11 protein-coding genes are annotated in these 17,581 nt (G+C 40.7%); 1 reads left to right on the top strand and 10 read right to left on the bottom strand.

What is annotated here, in order from left to right; all coding sequences use genetic code 11:
• The 6 genes from Q0017_RS08025 to Q0017_RS08000 all read right to left on the bottom strand — a co-directional run bounded on the left by Q0017_RS08025 (position 1) and on the right by Q0017_RS08000 (position 11,148).
• Positions 1–4,326: an ESPR-type extended signal peptide-containing protein gene (locus tag Q0017_RS08025; RefSeq protein ID WP_298145097.1), complete on the bottom strand. Its 4,326-nt coding sequence runs from the start codon at positions 4,324–4,326 to the stop codon at positions 1–3.
• Positions 4,327–5,107: 781 nt separating this feature from the next.
• Positions 5,108–6,220, bottom strand: coding sequence for a VWA domain-containing protein (locus Q0017_RS08020; protein WP_298145094.1), 1,113 nt, complete (start codon positions 6,218–6,220; stop codon positions 5,108–5,110).
• Positions 6,221–6,265: 45 nt separating this feature from the next.
• Entirely contained in the window at positions 6,266–6,547 is a 282-nt protein-coding gene (locus tag Q0017_RS08015) for a hypothetical protein (RefSeq protein ID WP_298145091.1), read from the bottom strand.
• The gene (locus Q0017_RS08010) at positions 6,535–8,037 is read right to left on the bottom strand and encodes an AAA family ATPase (protein WP_298145088.1); all 1,503 of its coding nucleotides are present in this window, start codon (positions 8,035–8,037) and stop codon (positions 6,535–6,537) included. Before Q0017_RS08010 ends, Q0017_RS08015 begins: the two co-directional genes overlap by 13 nt.
• Positions 8,038–8,141: 104 nt before the next feature.
• Entirely contained in the window at positions 8,142–9,719 is a 1,578-nt protein-coding gene (locus Q0017_RS08005; protein WP_298145085.1) for a Na/Pi symporter, read from the bottom strand.
• Positions 9,720–10,038: 319 nt separating this feature from the next.
• Positions 10,039–11,148 carry an S-(hydroxymethyl)glutathione dehydrogenase/class III alcohol dehydrogenase gene (locus Q0017_RS08000; RefSeq protein ID WP_298145082.1) on the bottom strand — a complete coding sequence of 370 codons (1,110 nt, stop codon included), beginning with the start codon at positions 11,146–11,148 and terminating at the stop codon, positions 10,039–10,041.
• Positions 11,149–11,435: 287 nt separating this feature from the next.
• Here Q0017_RS08000 and Q0017_RS07995 point away from each other — a divergent pair, with 287 nt between their 5' ends.
• The gene (locus tag Q0017_RS07995; RefSeq protein ID WP_298145079.1) at positions 11,436–12,710 is read left to right on the top strand and encodes an NAD(P)/FAD-dependent oxidoreductase; all 1,275 of its coding nucleotides are present in this window, start codon (positions 11,436–11,438) and stop codon (positions 12,708–12,710) included.
• A gap of 111 nt (positions 12,711–12,821) precedes the next feature.
• Here Q0017_RS07995 and Q0017_RS07990 read toward each other — a convergent pair whose 3' ends face one another.
• The 4 genes from Q0017_RS07990 to Q0017_RS07975 form a co-directional block, all read right to left on the bottom strand.
• A complete protein-coding gene (locus Q0017_RS07990; RefSeq protein WP_298145076.1) occupies positions 12,822–14,051 on the bottom strand; it encodes a glycerate kinase in 1,230 nt (409 codons plus the stop codon).
• Between the two features lie 11 nt (positions 14,052–14,062).
• On the bottom strand, positions 14,063–15,508 hold the full coding sequence (locus Q0017_RS07985) for an SLC13 family permease (RefSeq protein ID WP_298145073.1): 1,446 nt from the start codon (positions 15,506–15,508) through the stop codon (positions 14,063–14,065).
• 234 nt (positions 15,509–15,742) lie between these two features.
• Positions 15,743–16,612, bottom strand: coding sequence for a phytanoyl-CoA dioxygenase family protein (locus tag Q0017_RS07980; protein WP_298145070.1), 870 nt, complete (start codon positions 16,610–16,612; stop codon positions 15,743–15,745).
• A 25-nt stretch (positions 16,613–16,637) separates the two neighbouring features.
• Positions 16,638–17,480 (bottom strand): transporter substrate-binding domain-containing protein, encoded by an 843-nt coding sequence (locus Q0017_RS07975; RefSeq protein ID WP_298145067.1) that lies wholly within the window; start codon positions 17,478–17,480, stop codon positions 16,638–16,640.
• Positions 17,481–17,581: the final 101 nt, after the last annotated feature.

Here is a 17,581-nt window from a genome sequence, read left to right as displayed (position 1 = left end):
TTAATCAATAATTCCGCTTACACCAAGACGTACGCTTGGATCGCCTTCTGTACCTGTTGCAACACCACCAGTTAATGACCAACGACCATTGTCTGCTGTTTTACGTAAAGTAATACCCAATGCTGCTTGACCATTGTGGTAAGCCGTTGCTGCTGCATAAGTATATTTACCTGGTACATAAGGTGCTGTTTCTAAAGCCATTGCTGATGCAATACCTGCACTCATACGATCTTCAACATCATCAATACGGTTGTTAAATGATTGTTGAAGGTTCGTTACACGGTCACCTAAATCAATATCTGCTTGATTAAGCGCACCTAATGCATCGCCTACCTTGTCATAAGAACCACCATTAATATTGTAAGTTGGTGCTTTAATTGAACCATCTGGATTTACTGCTGCACCACCACCAAAGATATTCACTGCACCTTTGAGCTGATCCACATTTACAGCATCTTTACCGTCTGTACCAGCCGCTAAATTATGGATTTGGTTACCACCAACGCTGATATTATCTTGTTCGATGGTAATCGCATTGTTACCTTTGCCTGCACCAATGGTTAAGCTACCGTTGTCACCCGTTAAAGTGATTTGATCAGCTAAATCAACAGTAACTGTTGCTTTATCAATCATCACTGGTTCACCCGCTGCATCTACAACAGGCTGACCATTTGCATCGGTAAGCTGAACTTTTTGTACAGTTGTACCCACTGTCACATTGTTAGAACCTGCTTTATGCTCAACTTGATCATTTGGATTGATTTTTGCTGTGGTTACAGGATTACCATTTGCATCGAGCACTGGATTGCCATTGGCATCAAGTACTACCGCATTGCCTAGACTCCAACCTGCTTCATTAATATTATTATTAATGGTTGTTTCTAAACCACCAAGCTCATCTTTTAACTGACCTAAGTTGACTGCTTGATGATCTTGGTCTGCACGCGCAACATCGTTAATTTGGTTACCACCCAAACTTACATTGTCTTGTTCTACAGTAATATCACCTTTACCAGTTGCATAAACAACATTACCGTCTTGATCACGAACTACATTGCCTGCGGCATCAAGTTGTGCAACACCATTGCCTGCAACTGTCAGACCGTCGTTGTTTACAACAGTATCACCAATCGTTAGTGAACCATCTTTAGTCAGGTCAACTTGTGGGTTTAATGCGATGGTAACATCACCATCCTTATTGCTCACTGTAATGTTTTTATCACCTGAGAAATCAACAGTATCATTTGGTTTGATTTTTTCAGCAGTTGTACTGTCGCCAGCTGTGGTTAAAGTCCAACCAGAATCAGAAACTGCTTTACCAATTTCGTCTTTAAGTTGGTCAACGTTAACTGCATCAGTGCCATCAACGCCTGTTGCAACATTTTGCAGGCGATTACCACCAAAGCTTACATTACCTTGGTTGATCACGATTGGACCATAAACATTACTGCCTACTGTCGCACCAGCAAGTGTCAAACCAGCATTATTGACTAATGTATCACCAATTTTCAAAGAACCGGCTGCAGATAAATCAATATCTTTTTCAAGTTCTACTTCAATCGTAGTCTTGGTATCACCATTTGCTAATACTTCTGACTTTTGAGATACAGAGATATTGTTGTCGCCGTTAAACTGTACAGCGCTGGTGTTAGCGTCTTTGTCGCCATTTACCGCATTTTCTGTTAGGTTACCAGTGCCTTTATCTTGAGCAATGATGTTCCAACCTGCAGATTGTAATTGGCTTACGTTTACAGCATCAGTTGCGTTTACACCAGCACCAACATTTTGTAAGACATTACCACCAAAACTTACATTGCCTTGATTGATAGTAATTGGTGCTTTACCTGCTTCATAAACAGGAAGACCAGTAATTGGATCTACTAAAGGAGCACCAGTAGTAGGGTCTAATTCAGGAACGCCAGCAATCGTTAAGCCACCATCTTTGCTTAAGTTGATCTTATCAGCCAAGGCAAATTCAATTGTACTACCATCTTGTTTTGCAACTAAGTTATTGTTTTCCTTAGTTACAGTAATATCAATTGTGTCGCCTGCTTGGATTTGCTCACCCGCAGCAGTACCTGTTGCATTTGAAGAGGTTAGAGTAAAGCCTTGGTTTAATACGTCAATCGCAGCACCAACGGTATTCACAATTGTATTGCCAGCACCTACAGTATAACTAGGGGCATTAATTGAACCATCTGCATTAACCGTTGCACCACCACCTAAAGTATCTAATGCATCCTTAAGTTGGCTGACATTTACAGCGTCAGTGTCGTCTTGACCTGCTGCAACATCATGCAATTGGTTACCACCAAAGCTTACATTGCCTTGATTGATAGTAATTGGTGCTTTACCTGCTTCATAAACAGGAAGACCTGTAATTGGATCTAATAAAGGAGCACCAGTAATAGGGTCTAATTCAGGAACCCCAGCAATCGTTAAGCCACCATCTTTGCTTAAGTTGATCTTATCAGCCAAGGCAAATTCAATTGTACTACCATCTTGTTTTGCAACTAAGTTATTGTTTTCCTTAGTTACAGTAATATCAATTGTGTCGCCTGCTTGGATTTGCTCACCCGCAGCAGTACCTGTTGCATTTGAAGAGGTTAGAGTAAAGCCTTGGTTTAATACGTCAATCGCAGCACCAACGGTATTCACAATTGTATTGCCAGCACCTACAGTATAACTAGGGGCATTAATTGAACCATCTGCATTAACCGTTGCACCACCACCTAAAGTATCTAATGCATCCTTAAGTTGGCTGACATTTACAGCGTCAGTGTCGTCTTGACCTGCTGCAACATCATGCAATTGGTTACCACCAAAGCTTACATTGCCTTGATTGATAGTAATTGGCGCTTTACCTGCTTCATAAACAGGAAGACCTGTAATTGGATCTACTAAAGGAGCACCAGTAGCAGGGTCTAACTCAGGAACGCCAGCAATCGTTAAACCACCATCTTTGCTTAAGTTGATTTGATCAGCCACTTCAACATTAACTTGAGTACCAATCACATTACCAGCAGTGTCTTTTAACTCAGTTTGGCTAACTACAGCATTATTGCTACCAACAAATTCAACAGTGTTGTTTTTACCTGTAATTTCTGTTGTTTTTGACGGAGCAGTAGGAAGTGCGTTAGCATCTTTTGCCGTTAAGTTCCAAGCTGCTGCCGCTGCTGCATCTACAGTCAGGGTATGGTTGCCAGCACCATCAGTAGCGAGCTCAGCACCTTTGATATTAAAGGTATCACCTAAATTAACAGTCGCCTTATTACCATCTCCATCAATAAAGTTAATTGGTAGATTAGCATCATAGAGTGCTTGTTGTGCTTTAGAGAGTACATAGTAAAGCTGTGAACCGTTTACTGCATCTGTACTGTTAGATTCAATACGACCAGCACCTACGTTTTGAATTTGACGTTCAGCTCCCACCGCACCAACGCTTACTGCACCTACAGAATTATCGGGAGTCATACCAGAAAATTCAAAGCCCTCAGAAGTAATGTCATTTTTCGCAACCTGAATCTTACCATCGACATCTTTATATGTGTAATTTGCCATTTTGACATCTTCTTCTAGATGAACGAGTGACAATTCAGAATGTGCACCTAATAAAACGCTATTTGCCATCTCGTTGGTAATACCAGTACCTAAGATAAATGTATTCTCTTGAGTAATGGTGTTATCATAACCTACAGCTGCTGAATTTTTGCCTGAAACACTACCTGTACCAACGATTACAGCACCTCTTTCAGAAGCTGCACCACCTACAGCAATAGCATAATCACCTGTTGCTGATGCACCAATAGCAATAGAATTTGTACCCTCTGCTTTATTAGAAGAACCAAGTGCAATACTGTTGTCACCATGCGCTTCAGCTTTAGTGCCCATAGCTGTTGAACTTGCACCATAAGCTTTTGCTAGACCGCCAATTGCTGTTGAACCATTATCCGCTTGAGAAGTCTGACCAATCGCGGTAGAGTTTTGTCCAGAAGCTTTTGATGTTGCACCAATCGCGGTTGCACCTTGCCCAGAAGCACTAGCACTTGTACCTAATGCGGTAGTATTATTACCTTTTGCAGTTGCATTACCTTGTACACTACCTATTGCAATTGTACCAGTACCAGTTGTCGTACCATAACCATTATCATAGGCTATTGCACCTGTGCTTGCGACTGCAGCTGTACCTACAACCACAGTTGCAACCGCATTGGCTGCTGCTTTTTTAAGTTTGTTTGAACCCTTTTTTTGACTGCTGGCTGTTTCCGATACTGCAACCCACACCCCTAAAGATGCATTCCAAACAGTTTTAAATACTTTGTTCATTATTGACCCCTGTTACCTTGTTTTTTAATGTAAATGATATGTAACCATTTTGGGGTTCATTCTATCTATAAATGATAATTGTGTCACTTTTTTGATAATTTATGCTTATAAGGTCTATATATAATTAAGTAAAACTAAATAAATTCACTTTTTTTAAAACAATATTGCCCTCAAATCCGAATATTTTTAAGATATTTTAAATCTTTATTAAGATTTGCTTCATATATATAAAGTGCAGTATAGCTATTTTGTCTTAAAAATGAGCGATAAAAGGTGAAAAATCTCGTTTTCAAAGCTTTTAATTGTTTTTTTTTGTAAAAAAAATTTAGTTTAATTTAACAAATAAAGAGTGCATTATCATTTTATGTGCATAAAACACTCATCTAAAGCTATTTATCAACAATCTTCATATACTTAGCTCATATTTATGTGAGCACTGAATACTCTTTTACTCGTCATAAAGTCGCTTTATAGAGTGAATACATGCTATAGATATGTGTCTTTGCACGCCTTATAAAATACTGACCCAACTCTATATTATTTTTGATACTAATTTTCAAAGGCTTATGATTTTTCATTTAGCATAGCCCAACTAAAATTGAATACACCTATATCGCGTGTAAAGCCTTGTAACACACTCAAAAATACACAACCAATACAGTGTTTTTTTAGGTAAATCAGAAACTAAGCGATGTATATACTTTGATATGGATTGATATGAGCTTGATTTGATTTTTTGACATTAGATGTGTTTACAAATTTGTATGTGGATTTATATGGCTTATTGATGCACTAATTCAATCACTTGCCCTGTTTTTGCTTGATAAATCCACTGATGATCAAATAAACCTAAGTTCAAATGGTCAAAACGAAAATTACCAATTGCAACGGCATAAAAACCATGACCCTGTTGCTTGGCCGTTTCTATATGTTGCATTAAATCTTCGGGTAAATGTCCCATAATAAAATCAGACACCACCACCACATCCGCATGAGAAAAGTCAGCTGCCTCCAGCATTTCAATAGCATGTGTTAAAGCTGGAATAATATCTGTCCCACCATAAAAAGATTGCCTTAGAAACTGCAATAAGTCGTCTATGCCTTGCGCTTGGGTCAGTTGTAACGTAGTCACTTGAGTAGAAAAATTAATTAAATACATAGGACGCTGATCTTGCATCGCCTGCATGGCTAAAAATAAGCTTAAAGCTTTGGCAATCAGCTCTGACTGTCCATGCATAGAACCGCTGGTATCTAAACACAACACCATGGGTCCCTTTTGCCCCAATTGTTTTTTTTGCTGTTGCGGCTGATCAATGACTTTAGCTTGGCTTGTGCCTTGTAGACTAAAGCTCATTAAATTTTCTTCTAAGTATTTTAAATCAAATAAAATTTCTAAATCAGGATCTGCCAATAAGGCCAATTCTTGCGGCAAAGTATTTTTTAAATCGCGTGCCAATTGTATCCCTATAAGCGCTTCATGTACCTGATGCGTTTGTACAGCAACATGGGCATCGGGTGGCAATTGCAGATGAGCTGCCCGACGTGGATATTTAGACGGTTGTGCCGAGCCTAAGCATTTTGCCAAGCGCAATAACTCACGATCTTGTTCTAAATATTCACACCACTGTTGAAATTGATCTACATCCTGTGGGCTGAGTTTTCCTTTGGAATAGTCAATAAAAATACCGGTATCTAACCCTAAAGAGTCTTTGTGTTTGGCCATACGTTGCAAACTGGCTAAAAACTCTTTCATATCATCTAAAAATACATCACGCTGCAAGGCCAATTGCTCAAATTCCCATGCAGCCACTGCTTCAGTCAGTTTACGTTGCCATTTATCACGCAGTAACTGAAATTGCAAATCCCGAAAAGCAGCCTCTTGTAAACGTGGCAACTGTTGTGGTTGTTGCCAAAAATCACCTAAATCTGACCAACCTAATTATTGAGTAAAACTTTGATAATGTTGCAGTAACTGCTGAAAATCTGCCAAACTCACTTGGTCTAAGCCGAGCCAATGCGCTAAATCTTGCTCTGCGTGCACATACGGATGTTGCTGATCTAAATTAGATTTGGCTTGATAGGCCCATTGTTGCACTTTTTGCTCAACATGCTGCATCACTTTTTGATCGCATAAATAATGTTTTAAGCTCGATTGGGCAAGGCTATCCCATAATTGTTCAGTGGCTGCGGTGAGGGTCAAAGGCGTGTTTAAGCTTGGCATAATTGTTCCAAACGCAAGCAATCTTGTAATTGCAGTTGGTAACGTTGTAGCTGTTTTTCAATCGATTCAATCAAGGCGTTCTGATGCTGTTGCTCGACAAAAATTGAATTAAAATCTTCTTTTTGCAGAGTAAAACGTTGCTTTAAAGTCTGTTGTTCTTGTAACAACTGGGTTTGAATATCAGCTAAACGCTGTTGCAGTTGTTGCTGTTGTTGTGCTTTTAAATGCTGACGCAGACTGCCTTTAGGATATTTAATACTTGGGGTGACAACTTCTTCTAAGCCGTAATATCCGCCTTTTAAGGTACATTGGCGTGTGCCATTAAAGTTACATACAATGCCTCGAATTTCTTCACCTTTGGCATCCACTGCAAAGAAATCTTTATTGCTGCCCATGTGATCTAAAGACAAATACAAATCTTGGTCTTTATAATGATGATCTAAATTGGTCACCGCATGTAAATAGTCATGCCCGCCAATTAAATAACTGTAGTAAACGTCATCGGTATAATAAAAGTGATTTAAAATCTCTTGTTCAAGCTGTTCTTTTTCATTGATCCAATGCTCAAGCTGTAATTCATGGTTTAAGCCTTGTGATAACAACACCTGCTCTAAAAGTTGCTCAATAAAGGCAACATCTTGTGGCTGATTCCATAAACAATGTTTAAGAATAAATAGATCACTGATGAGGACCTGATTACGCCCGTTTAAAAAAGCCGCTGCCTTAATTAAATAAGCAATACGCTGCCAACGACGATCTGAGATATAAATCTGTTGATCTAAAAATTCGTGCTGTAATTGCTGACGAATCTGCATAAAAGCCTGCAATACATTGGTAGGCAGATTCACTTGATAAATCTGTTCACGCCAAGTCAGCAGCTCATCGCGGCTAATTTTTAGCGTATCGCTGACTTTGATTTTATTGCTGCTTGGAGCTGCTTGTAATAATTGAAAAAAATGTTGCTGTTGTTGAATGGGATGAACATGCAAACGTAACACAAAGCGATCATACAGCGCATCTAAACCCTGATCGGATTGTGGAATTTCATTAGAGGCACTAATGAGTACTTTGAGTGGGACTTGTTGTACCACATCGCCATTTTTAAAGGTTTTTTCATTAAGTAAAGTGAGTAGCGTATTTAAAATTGCCGGACTGGCTTTCCAAATTTCATCTAAAAAAGCAAATTCAGCTTTGGGTAAATAGTGTTCGGTTTTACGCGTGTATTGGTCTTGTTTTAAGGCTTTTAAAGACACCGGACCAAACAACTCTTCAGGCGTACTAAAGCGGTTCATTAAATACTCAAAATATTCTGAGACTTCAAAACCCGCTGCAATGCGCCGTGAAATCAAACTTTTTGCTGTACCCGGTGCGCCATATAAAAAACTATTTGCACCTGCAACTCCAGCTAAGACACACAATGCAATCATCTGTTCACGTTCAAACATATTGCTGCTTAATACTTGGATCAGGTCACGAATGCGCTGTTGCATAACTTGTGTCGTCTAGGTGAAGTAAAGCTGTATTGTAACGCTGCGCTATATAAAGATAAATCGTAAGGCTTTTATTTGCTGTTTTTGCCAACATTATGCACAACTTATGGCGCTTGGTGCTCTGCCAAGACTTTGGCTAAACGCTGACTATGCGCAATGGTGCGATCTAACCAACGCTGAGCTGCCAATAAATCAAAACTTTTTGCCGCTGTCATATTGGCCTGACTTGCATATTGCATTAAGTGTTCACGAATTTGACCGCGGTTTGCATCGGTCCATTGCTTTAAATGGAATAAATCTCGTTCTATATCTACAATGCTGTTGGTTTCTTGCTTTAAATATTGAATTTGGCGTTGTACCAAATGCTCATAATCTAAGCGTAAGGTGGATAAATCAGTTTCATGTGCCAATAACACTTGATATTGCGGCTGATCGACATCGCCACGTAGTACGTCAATATAGACCATCATACGCAATAAATTGGTCAGTTTACGACGTTCGGGGCCATCTTCTGATATAGGAATATCAGCCAAATAACGTTGCAAAGCAGCGATTTGCTGGTCAAGTTGCTGCAACTGATGCTGACTTGGGGCTTGAGCTTGATGCAGTATGTTTTGTAAAAACCCATATAAACTTAATAAAGTATGTCGCATGACTTGATTGGCAGCTTGAATGGCCAAACTAGGCACAGATAAACTGGCGTGATCAAGCACAGTTAAAACAGACGTTTGTCGCTCAGGTAACAAACGTATAAGCAGTGCTTCAAAACGCTTTAAATTAGGGAAAATAAATAACGCACCTAATACACTAAATGCGGTATGAAAAGCTGCCACGATCACCACATGATCCCATTTAGACACCGCAGTATGTGTAAATAACCACAAAAATACTGGCTTTAGCAAAACAAAAGCCAAGAATGCCGCCATCACATTAAAAATAACATGCACAGCCGCGGTACGCTGCGCACTCATATTTGCGCCTATGGCCGCTAAAACCGCTGTAGCAACCGTACCAATATTTTGCCCAATGACTAAGTTTAGCGCTTGACCCAAGTCAATTGCACCACTGGCTAACGCCGCTAATGTAGCGGTCACCGCGGCACTTGAGGATTGCAATAAAATGGTCATGATGATGCCAACCAACACCAATGCCAATTGCGTCCATACACTGGTCCCAGCAAACGGTGATAAATCTACCTGAGCTGCAAAACCCGACATCGCCACCTGCAATAAATCAATGCCATAAAACAGTAAGCCAAAACCGGCTACAATCAGCCCCACAAGTGCACTACGTCCATGCGTCAGTAACTTTAAAATAGCCCCCATAGCAATCAGCGGCAGGGCAATATGCGTAATTGAAAATTTAACCCCTAAAAAAGCCACCATCCAACCTGTACTGGTGGTGCCAATATTGGCACCTATAACAATACCAATCGCTTGAGAAAAGCTTAAAATTCCGGCACTGACAAAACCAATGGTCGCCAATGTAGTGGCAGTTGAAGATTGCACAGCCAAGGTAAAACCGATACCCGAGAGCATACCGCTCCAAGCAGAACCGGTAAAACGTGCTAACCAAAGGCGCAATTGTTCGCCTGCTATTTCTTTTAAGCTATCAGTCATTAGACTCATGCCCAATAAAAATAGACCAATACCCCCACTCATTTTAATTAGCACGTCTAGCACGTTATTATTTAACCTATGTGTATTTATATGTATTTATAGATCAAAAGCATAACGCAATGGCTGTAAAACAACCATACTCCGATCGCAGTATAAAGTTGCTCATCAGGACATCAATGAATATTGACGCAGAAATAAGGTAGGAAAGCGTAAGAACTCTCTCCTTTCCCTACGCTTATCCAATCTTAAAAGACTAATTAATTTTAAGGCTAAAGTAAAAACGATCTTTGTTATTACAACCATCATTTTTACCGATTGTTAAAAATTAAAAGATCATCTTTTAGTTAAATGTGCTTTTTAAAATGATCTTAAATTGATCGTTTTAAAAATGAATCACTGTTCGAATGGATTTTCCGGCATGCATTAAATCAAATGCTTTGTTGATCTGCTCAAGTGGCATGCTATGGGTCACAAAAGGTTGCAGTTGAATATCGCCTTTCATTGCATCTTCGACCATTAAAGGCAATTGTGAGCGACCTTTAACCCCACCAAAAGCCGTACCTTTCCAAGTGCGCCCTGTCACCAATTGAAAAGGTCGGGTTGAAATTTCTTGCCCTGCGCCTGCCACGCCAATAATCACCGATTGTCCCCAACCTCGATGCGTGCATTCAAGCGCCGCACGCATGACATTGACATTGCCAATACATTCAAATGAGTGATCTACGCCCCAACCGGTCATCTCCACGATGACCTCTTGAATGGGCTGGTCATAGTCTTTTGGATTTAAACACTGCGTTGCGCCAAATTCTTTGGCCAATGTAAATTTTTCAGGATTGGTGTCTACCACAATAATTTGACCTGCTTGAGCTTGGCGTGCACCTTGTACCACTGCCAAACCAATACCGCCTAAGCCAAATACAGCTACAGAATCACCTGATTGTACTTTTGCAGTGTTATGTACAGCACCAATCCCGGTGGTGACACCACAGCCCAACAAACACACATGTTCAGGGTTTGCCTGCGGATTGACTTTGGCCAAAGAAACTTCAGCAACCACAGTATATTCTGAAAACGTTGAACAGCCCATATAATGATAAATCGGTTGCCCTTGATAGGAAAAACGAGTTGTGCCATCTGGCATGACACCTTTGCCTTGTGTTGCACGTACTGCTACACAAAGATTGGTTTTATCAGATTGACAGAAGATACATTCACCACATTCTGCCGTATACAACGGAATCACATGATCACCTGGCGCAACACTTGTCACACCTTCACCCACTTGCACCACAACACCTGCACCCTCATGCCCAAGTACGGCAGGAAATACACCTTCTGGATCATCACCGGACAAAGTAAAAGCATCGGTGTGGCACACGCCTGTATGCGTAATTTTGACTAAAACTTCCCCCGCTTTGGGTAGCTCAACATCAAGTTCTACAATCTGTAAGGGTTGACCAGGAGCGAATGCAACTGCTGCGCGTGATTTCATTTTTTATCCTAAGCTATATGGCACATTTATTTTTTTAAGCAAAATTAATAACAAACTGCCGAATATCATTGAGTGTGAAGTGATCTGTTGATCTAGTTATAGGCAGTTTATAAAAAACAAGCAATTCGGTTTTTTTGATGTATATGTTTTGCTTATATGATTTTCTAAAGCAATCACAAGCCCCTATATTAAAGCCATACCCATAACATTATTTTTAAAGTCATTGGCTTTAAATACCATAAAAATAGCAATTATGTTGCTCTAGGCTTAAGACAATAGGATAAAAAATGAAATTAGATCGTTTACATGTGGATACAGTGGTGATTGGTGCCGGTCAAGCGGGTGTTGCAATGAGTGAACATTTAACTCGCTTAGGCATCTCACATGTGGTGCTAGAAAAAAATCGTATTGCCGAAGCATGGCGTACACGGCGTTGGGACTCTTTAGTGGCCAATGGTCCATGTTGGCATGATCGTTTTCCGAATATGGAATTTAATGCAGATCCCGATGCATTTGTTCATCACGATCAAGTGGCTGAGTATTTCGAACAGTATGCAAGCAAGTTTAATTTACCCATCCATACCGGAGTTACTGTAAATAAAGTCTATAAATCCCCAAATCAACTCGGTTACACCATTGAAACATCGCAAGGAATGCTATACGCACAACATATTGTGTCCGCCACTGGTGCTTTTCAAAAACCTGTTATTCCAACGATTGCGCCTAAGCAGCCAGAATTTTATCAGATTCATTCAGACCAATATAAAAACCCACAGCAATTACCTGAAGGTGGAGTATTGGTGATTGGTGCTGGTTCATCTGGTGTACAAATTGCCGATGAGCTTAATCGGGCGGGCAAAAAAGTCTACTTATCCGTAGGACGCCATGAACGCCCACCACGCACCTACCGTAATCGTGACAATGTGTGGTGGTTAGGGGTACTTGGGGGTTGGGGCTTTATGCGCACCGATACAGGACCGTTAAAAGGCTTTGCCGTTAGTGGTGCACATGGTGGCATAAATGTAGATTTTCGTGTGCTAGCCCAACAAGGTATTACCTTGCTCGGTAGTACACAAGCCTTTGCAGGGCAAGTGGTTGAGTTTAAAGACAACTTAAAACACAATCTAGACGAAGCTGATACTGCACTATTGGCCTTTTATGATGAAGCCGATGCTTACATTCAAAACAATGGTTTAGATCTGCCCGCTGAGCCGCAAGCACGTCAACTCTTGCCTGATCCTGAATGTGTAACTCAACCTCTCTTAGCACTCGATTTAGCCGCGCAAAATATTAGCTCGGTGATTTGGGCCTCGGGTTTTGGTTATGATTTTAGTTGGTTACAAGTAGATGCTTTTGATGAATGCAACAAACCCATTCATAAACAGGGTATTTCACCACAACGTGGGGTGTATTTTTTAGGTTTACCTTATTTAACAGGCCGAGGGTCAAGTTTTATTTGGGGCGTATGGCACGATGCCAAATACATTGCCGAGCATATTGATATTCAGCGTAAATACAAAGACTATCAAACCGATAAAAACTTACTTAAATATTCAGCTTAAATCATGAACCAAGATCTGCACATCGATCTTTTGGGAAAAGATGTGTATATCTTAGGCCGCTGTATCTCATCTGTGTGGTGATGTAAAACAACATCAATTCAAGCGAAAAAATTAAACTAGGCTCTCAGCGGTAGAATAATGTTGCTGTGCGATTTTCATCCCCAACAACACACTTTTGATTAAACGTTCAGTCGCTTGTATCACTAAAGTTTCACTTTGAGTGATGGCATCTTCAAGAGACATAGGACGCGGCACAATTGAACTGATTGCAGCTATACCAATGTCATAGACATCGTGCGCGTCATGCCCCAATGTGCCGGCCAATGCAATCACCGGTGTATCATATTTGGCTGCCCGACGCGCAATTTCTGCGGGGACTTTTCCACGTAGCGTTTGACAATCTATTGCACCTTCTGCGGTGATCACCAAATCAGCATGCTGTATTTGAGCGTCTAAATCATGACCTAAAAGATCTTGACTTAAAAACACTTCAAACCGTGGACACAAGCTTGCGCCGATTGCAGCTAAACCCGCGCCTAATCCTCCCGATGCACCGGTGCCACATGCATAAGCAAAATCAAAATTTTGTATTGGGTTTAAATGATTTTTTTTAAGCTGCTTGGCCCAATGTTCAAAACCAGCTGATAATTGCTGTACTTGCGCGACCGATGCCCCTTTTTGCGGCGCAAAAACAGGCGCCACCCCTTGAGGACCACATAAAATATTAAATGGATTTAATGCAAGTGTGATGTGTACTTGTTGTTGTCGCAACTGAGGAATTAAGCCGGAATAATCAAGCTTGACCACCTCTTGTAAAGCTTGCCCACCCCAATGAATTTCTCGCTGTGCGTGATCGGTAATGTGAACACCTAGAGCTTGTAATGCGCCCATTCCACCATCGCTGACCCCTGAATCACCACAACCAATAATAATTTTTGTCGCACCTTGTGCAAGTGCAGCTTTGATCAATTCACCCACGCCAAAACTTGTGGTGAGCATAGGATTACGTTGCTGCAAAGGAATCAGTTTTAACCCTGCAGCAGCGGCCATTTCAATCACAGCAATATGCTGATGACGTCCACCTAACATTGCAAAATAAGATGCAATGGGCTGACCTAAAGGCCCTGTAATGCTTGTATGTATAATTTTACCTTGGGTCTGCTGTGCTAAAATATGCGCAGTATCTTCCCCGCCATCGGCAATAGGAATGGCTTTGATCATTGCAGTGGGTAAAGCGTTCGCCACACCAATTTTTATCGCTTCAGCCACTTGTGTTGCGCTTAAAGATTCTTTAAAACCACTTGGTAAAATTAATATATTTTTCAAAACATTGGTATGCATAAAACATCAAATTATTCAGTCGATATCCATATTGGCATACCCATAAGTGGCCAAATCAAGAATGTAAAAATGAATAGCAACACAAACATAATGGGTGCTAAATAAAAGCTTAATTTTAGTAAATCTTGCGAATTAAACATAGACTGTGTTTCAGTTTGATGAAAAATTGCAATTGGTTTTGCCGATGAAGTGAGTGAATGGCAAAAACCTGCTGCTGCAGTAGAGACAAAAGCCATAGCAACAGGCGATACATTAAATTGTGGTGCCAAACTGACTACAATTGGAATTAACACAACCGAACGCGCTGAGCGTGATTGAATGAATAAATGAGCAAACAATGACACCACAATCATGACAGTGGTGAAAATGACGGGGGCCGCCCAATGTGTGGTATCCATCTGTGCAAAAAAGGATTGTGTCAGCCAAGTCACAGCGCCACTTTCAATTAAGGCGGCTCCCATTGTCAATGTTGCTGCCATAAAAATTAACAATGACCAAGGCACGCTCTTGATGGCATGAGAAAATTTAATACAGCCAATGCCCGGCGTTGCCATAAGCAAAGCACCCAATAGCGCAACCATAGTGGTTGAAATATGATGCCATGGCTCCAAAAACCATAAACCTAAAATTAAGGCTAAAATACCAACAATACGTTTTTGTTCAGATGATAAGCCAAGCTGCTCCGAGCTATGTTGTAGCGGGTTAAATTCTAATAAGTTAAGGGATAAGCTGCGATCTTGGGCTGTCGTAAACAGGCGTAAAATTAATTCGGTACAGGCCAATGAAGAGATCAAGGCAAAAGGCAAACCTAACCACAGCCAATTGAGTAAACTAAAACTGGCATAACCTTGATCTAATAAGATTTGATTGGTAATTAAATGAGCGCCGGCACCAAAATAAGAAGCCACTGCACTCAATAAAATAATCGAGGGGCATAATAAAGACAATGCTTTAATCAGATGTGGATGATTGTGTAAGCGATCAAGCAAAGCTAAAAAAATCGGCAAAATAATTGCCGCACGACCTGAAGTTGACGGGATAATAAATGCCGAGAACACAATAAAAAGGCTGAGCGTATAACATAACATACGCGGGCTGTGCGCATATTGTAAAAGCTGAGCTGAGCAATACGTGGCAATCCCTGTTTTTACCACGCCTGCTGCAATGACAAAAGCTGCAATTAACAGCCATATGATGTCTTGTCCCCAAGACAAATATAAGGCTGTTTCCTTAAGCGTACCACTAGTGATTAAAATAAAAACTGCTAACACAGCAATATAGGTTTCATCAAATTTGCTACAAATCCATAACCAAGTCGCTGTTAAAAATACCGTTAAAGTGATGATCGCAGCATGATGCTCTACATCTGCATGACGTGCAGTTATCCCTAAGAGCAGATAGATGAAGATGAGTGGAACAATGGACCATAAAGGAAAGCGCAGTAAGGAATTAAGCATCTTAAGTAACCAGTCCTGCTGCTAAGCTTACAAGTGCAATAAATCAAAGACCAAGCCTAGCATTTAGGTTTATAAAGTGAGCGAGCTCAACTATTTACACTGACTTGTGCAATCAAGCAAGCCTATACTTACCAAAAACCAAGCGAAAGTAAGATATATAAAATTGGTTTAGTTTATTCTCGATGGTTATAACAAAAAAAGAGCCTCAATTGAGGCTCTTAGGTTGAGTCTAGACTAGGCCAACTCTAGCCCTGCTTGTTGTACAAAAAATGAAGCACCTTTGGGCTTTTGTGGCATTTTTAACTGATTAGCCGTCATGCGAACTTGACCACTTTCTAGCCCATATACCAACTGCCCTTGATGTACACTCGGTAAAGGGTTATCAGATAATGCCACGGCGTCTTCGGCGGCATAAACACTAATAAACAAATAACGTGGCAATGGAGTATGATTGGCACCTGATGCATGCAATAAACGCGTGTGCATAAAACACACCGAACCTGCAGCACCGGTACAAGATACATAGTTTTGACACTGCTGTGCTTCAACCCAATCTTCAACTTTGCCGCTAAAGCGTCCATCTTGCCAATGATTAAATAATTCGCCCTTATGGCTACCAGGAATGACTTGCAAAGGACCATTTTCAGCCGTGACTTCACCCACCATCAAAAGTGCGGTAATCATGTCATCGTTGGTATGTGGGGTAAACGCAAAGTCTTGATGCCATTTTACGGTAGTGGCAGTGTGCGGTAATTTTGCATTGACCTTACTATGATGAAAACGAGTGCCATTGCCGCCAATCAATTGACCTGCCATATACGCCATATCCGACTTTAACGCCGTATCAAAATACGCTTTTGAAATTTCAGTGGGTGAACTGACCCGTCTGAGCGCAGGATGATCAGCATCATGGTCACTTGGGTCTATATCAAAACGTGCACGTCCATCTATCGTTTCTCCATAGGCGTCTGTATAGGCTCGACTTTCATCCACCCAGTTTTCTAGCTGATGGCGTAATGCACTGAGTTGTTCAGGACCCATCACGTTTTCAACCAGCAAAAATCCATCACGCTGAAATTGTTCAATTTGTGCTTGTTGTAACATCTTTTTTTCTCTCCCAATAGCGTATTTATTTGTTCATTACAGCAGCAATGTCTGCCTCTGTTGGCGCTTGTAGGCCATAAGCATTGAGCAATTTTTCAAAATCACCAGAGGCTTTGAGTTTGTTTATGCCAGATTCAATCATTTGGTAAGTTGCGGTATCGCCTTTACGCACCCCAATGCCACCTACAATTGGAAAAAATTGTTCGGTTGAGCTAATTTTGACTTTTTCAGGCAAACTTTTGACTGCTGCCATCATAACTGCTGCATCGTCATACTGAATATTTACCGCGCGCGCCAACAATGCTTGCGTGGTTTGTGGGGAGGTTTCAAATTCACGTAAAGTAATGGCTGCTTTGCCTTGTGCCACGCAACGCTCTTTTGAGATTTCTTGAACTTGTGAGGCAAAGGCTGTACCTTTCATCGCCCCGACCACTTGCCCACAAAGATCATTGGGTCCTTGTGGTAACACCTGTGAGTCTTGACGCACCAATAAGGCAATATCGGTTTTGTAATACGGAATCATATCAATTTGTTCAAGACGTTCTTTGGTGATGTACATAGAAGAAAATAAAATATCAAATTTCTGCGACTTTAGACCTGGAATTAAATTGGCCCAACGTGTATCCACCCATTGGGTGCTATAGCCTCCCTCAACTTGGGCTATTTTTTCCATCATTTCAACACTAAACCCACTTGGTACGCCATCTTGCAAATATTCGTATGGTGGAAAAGTTAAATCTGAACCAACATTTAATGTTTTTGTAGCAGCGGTTGCAGTGGTGGTCTGCGTACTGTTTTCTGGTTTGGCACAAGCTACCAATAACAAAGTGCTGAGTATGCTCGTAGCAAAAATCGCGTTATATTTCATTTTAAATCCTATGCTTTAGCTTTAATTTATTAGACCTCTTGCGAAAGTAAAAAATTGTTTATACTAGTCCCATGAAATATGAAAATTTAACTAGATTTAAT

Source organism: uncultured Acinetobacter sp. (genome assembly GCF_947624825.1).
GTDB lineage: Bacteria > Pseudomonadota > Gammaproteobacteria > Pseudomonadales > Moraxellaceae > Acinetobacter.
The sequence above is the reverse complement of the archived record's forward strand: the minus strand, read 5'-3'. Positions and strand labels throughout refer to the sequence as shown.

Excerpts from the sequence above, each read along its gene's own strand:
- Q0017_RS08025 (WP_298145097.1), bottom strand. The coding sequence starts at position 4,326 with ATGAACAAAGTATTTAAAACTGTTTGGAATGCATCTTTAGGGGTGTGG.
- Q0017_RS08015 (WP_298145091.1), bottom strand. The coding sequence starts at position 6,547 with ATGCCAAGCTTAAACACGCCTTTGACCCTCACCGCAGCCACTGAACAA.
- Q0017_RS08010 (WP_298145088.1), bottom strand. The coding sequence starts at position 8,037 with ATGCAACAGCGCATTCGTGACCTGATCCAAGTATTAAGCAGCAATATG.
- Q0017_RS08000 (WP_298145082.1), bottom strand. The coding sequence starts at position 11,148 with ATGAAATCACGCGCAGCAGTTGCATTCGCTCCTGGTCAACCCTTACAG.
- Q0017_RS07995 (WP_298145079.1), top strand. The coding sequence starts at position 11,436 with ATGAAATTAGATCGTTTACATGTGGATACAGTGGTGATTGGTGCCGGT.
- Q0017_RS07990 (WP_298145076.1), bottom strand. The coding sequence starts at position 14,051 with ATGCATACCAATGTTTTGAAAAATATATTAATTTTACCAAGTGGTTTT.
- Q0017_RS07985 (WP_298145073.1), bottom strand. The coding sequence starts at position 15,508 with ATGCTTAATTCCTTACTGCGCTTTCCTTTATGGTCCATTGTTCCACTC.
- Q0017_RS07980 (WP_298145070.1), bottom strand. The coding sequence starts at position 16,612 with ATGTTACAACAAGCACAAATTGAACAATTTCAGCGTGATGGATTTTTG.
- Q0017_RS07975 (WP_298145067.1), bottom strand. The coding sequence starts at position 17,480 with ATGAAATATAACGCGATTTTTGCTACGAGCATACTCAGCACTTTGTTA.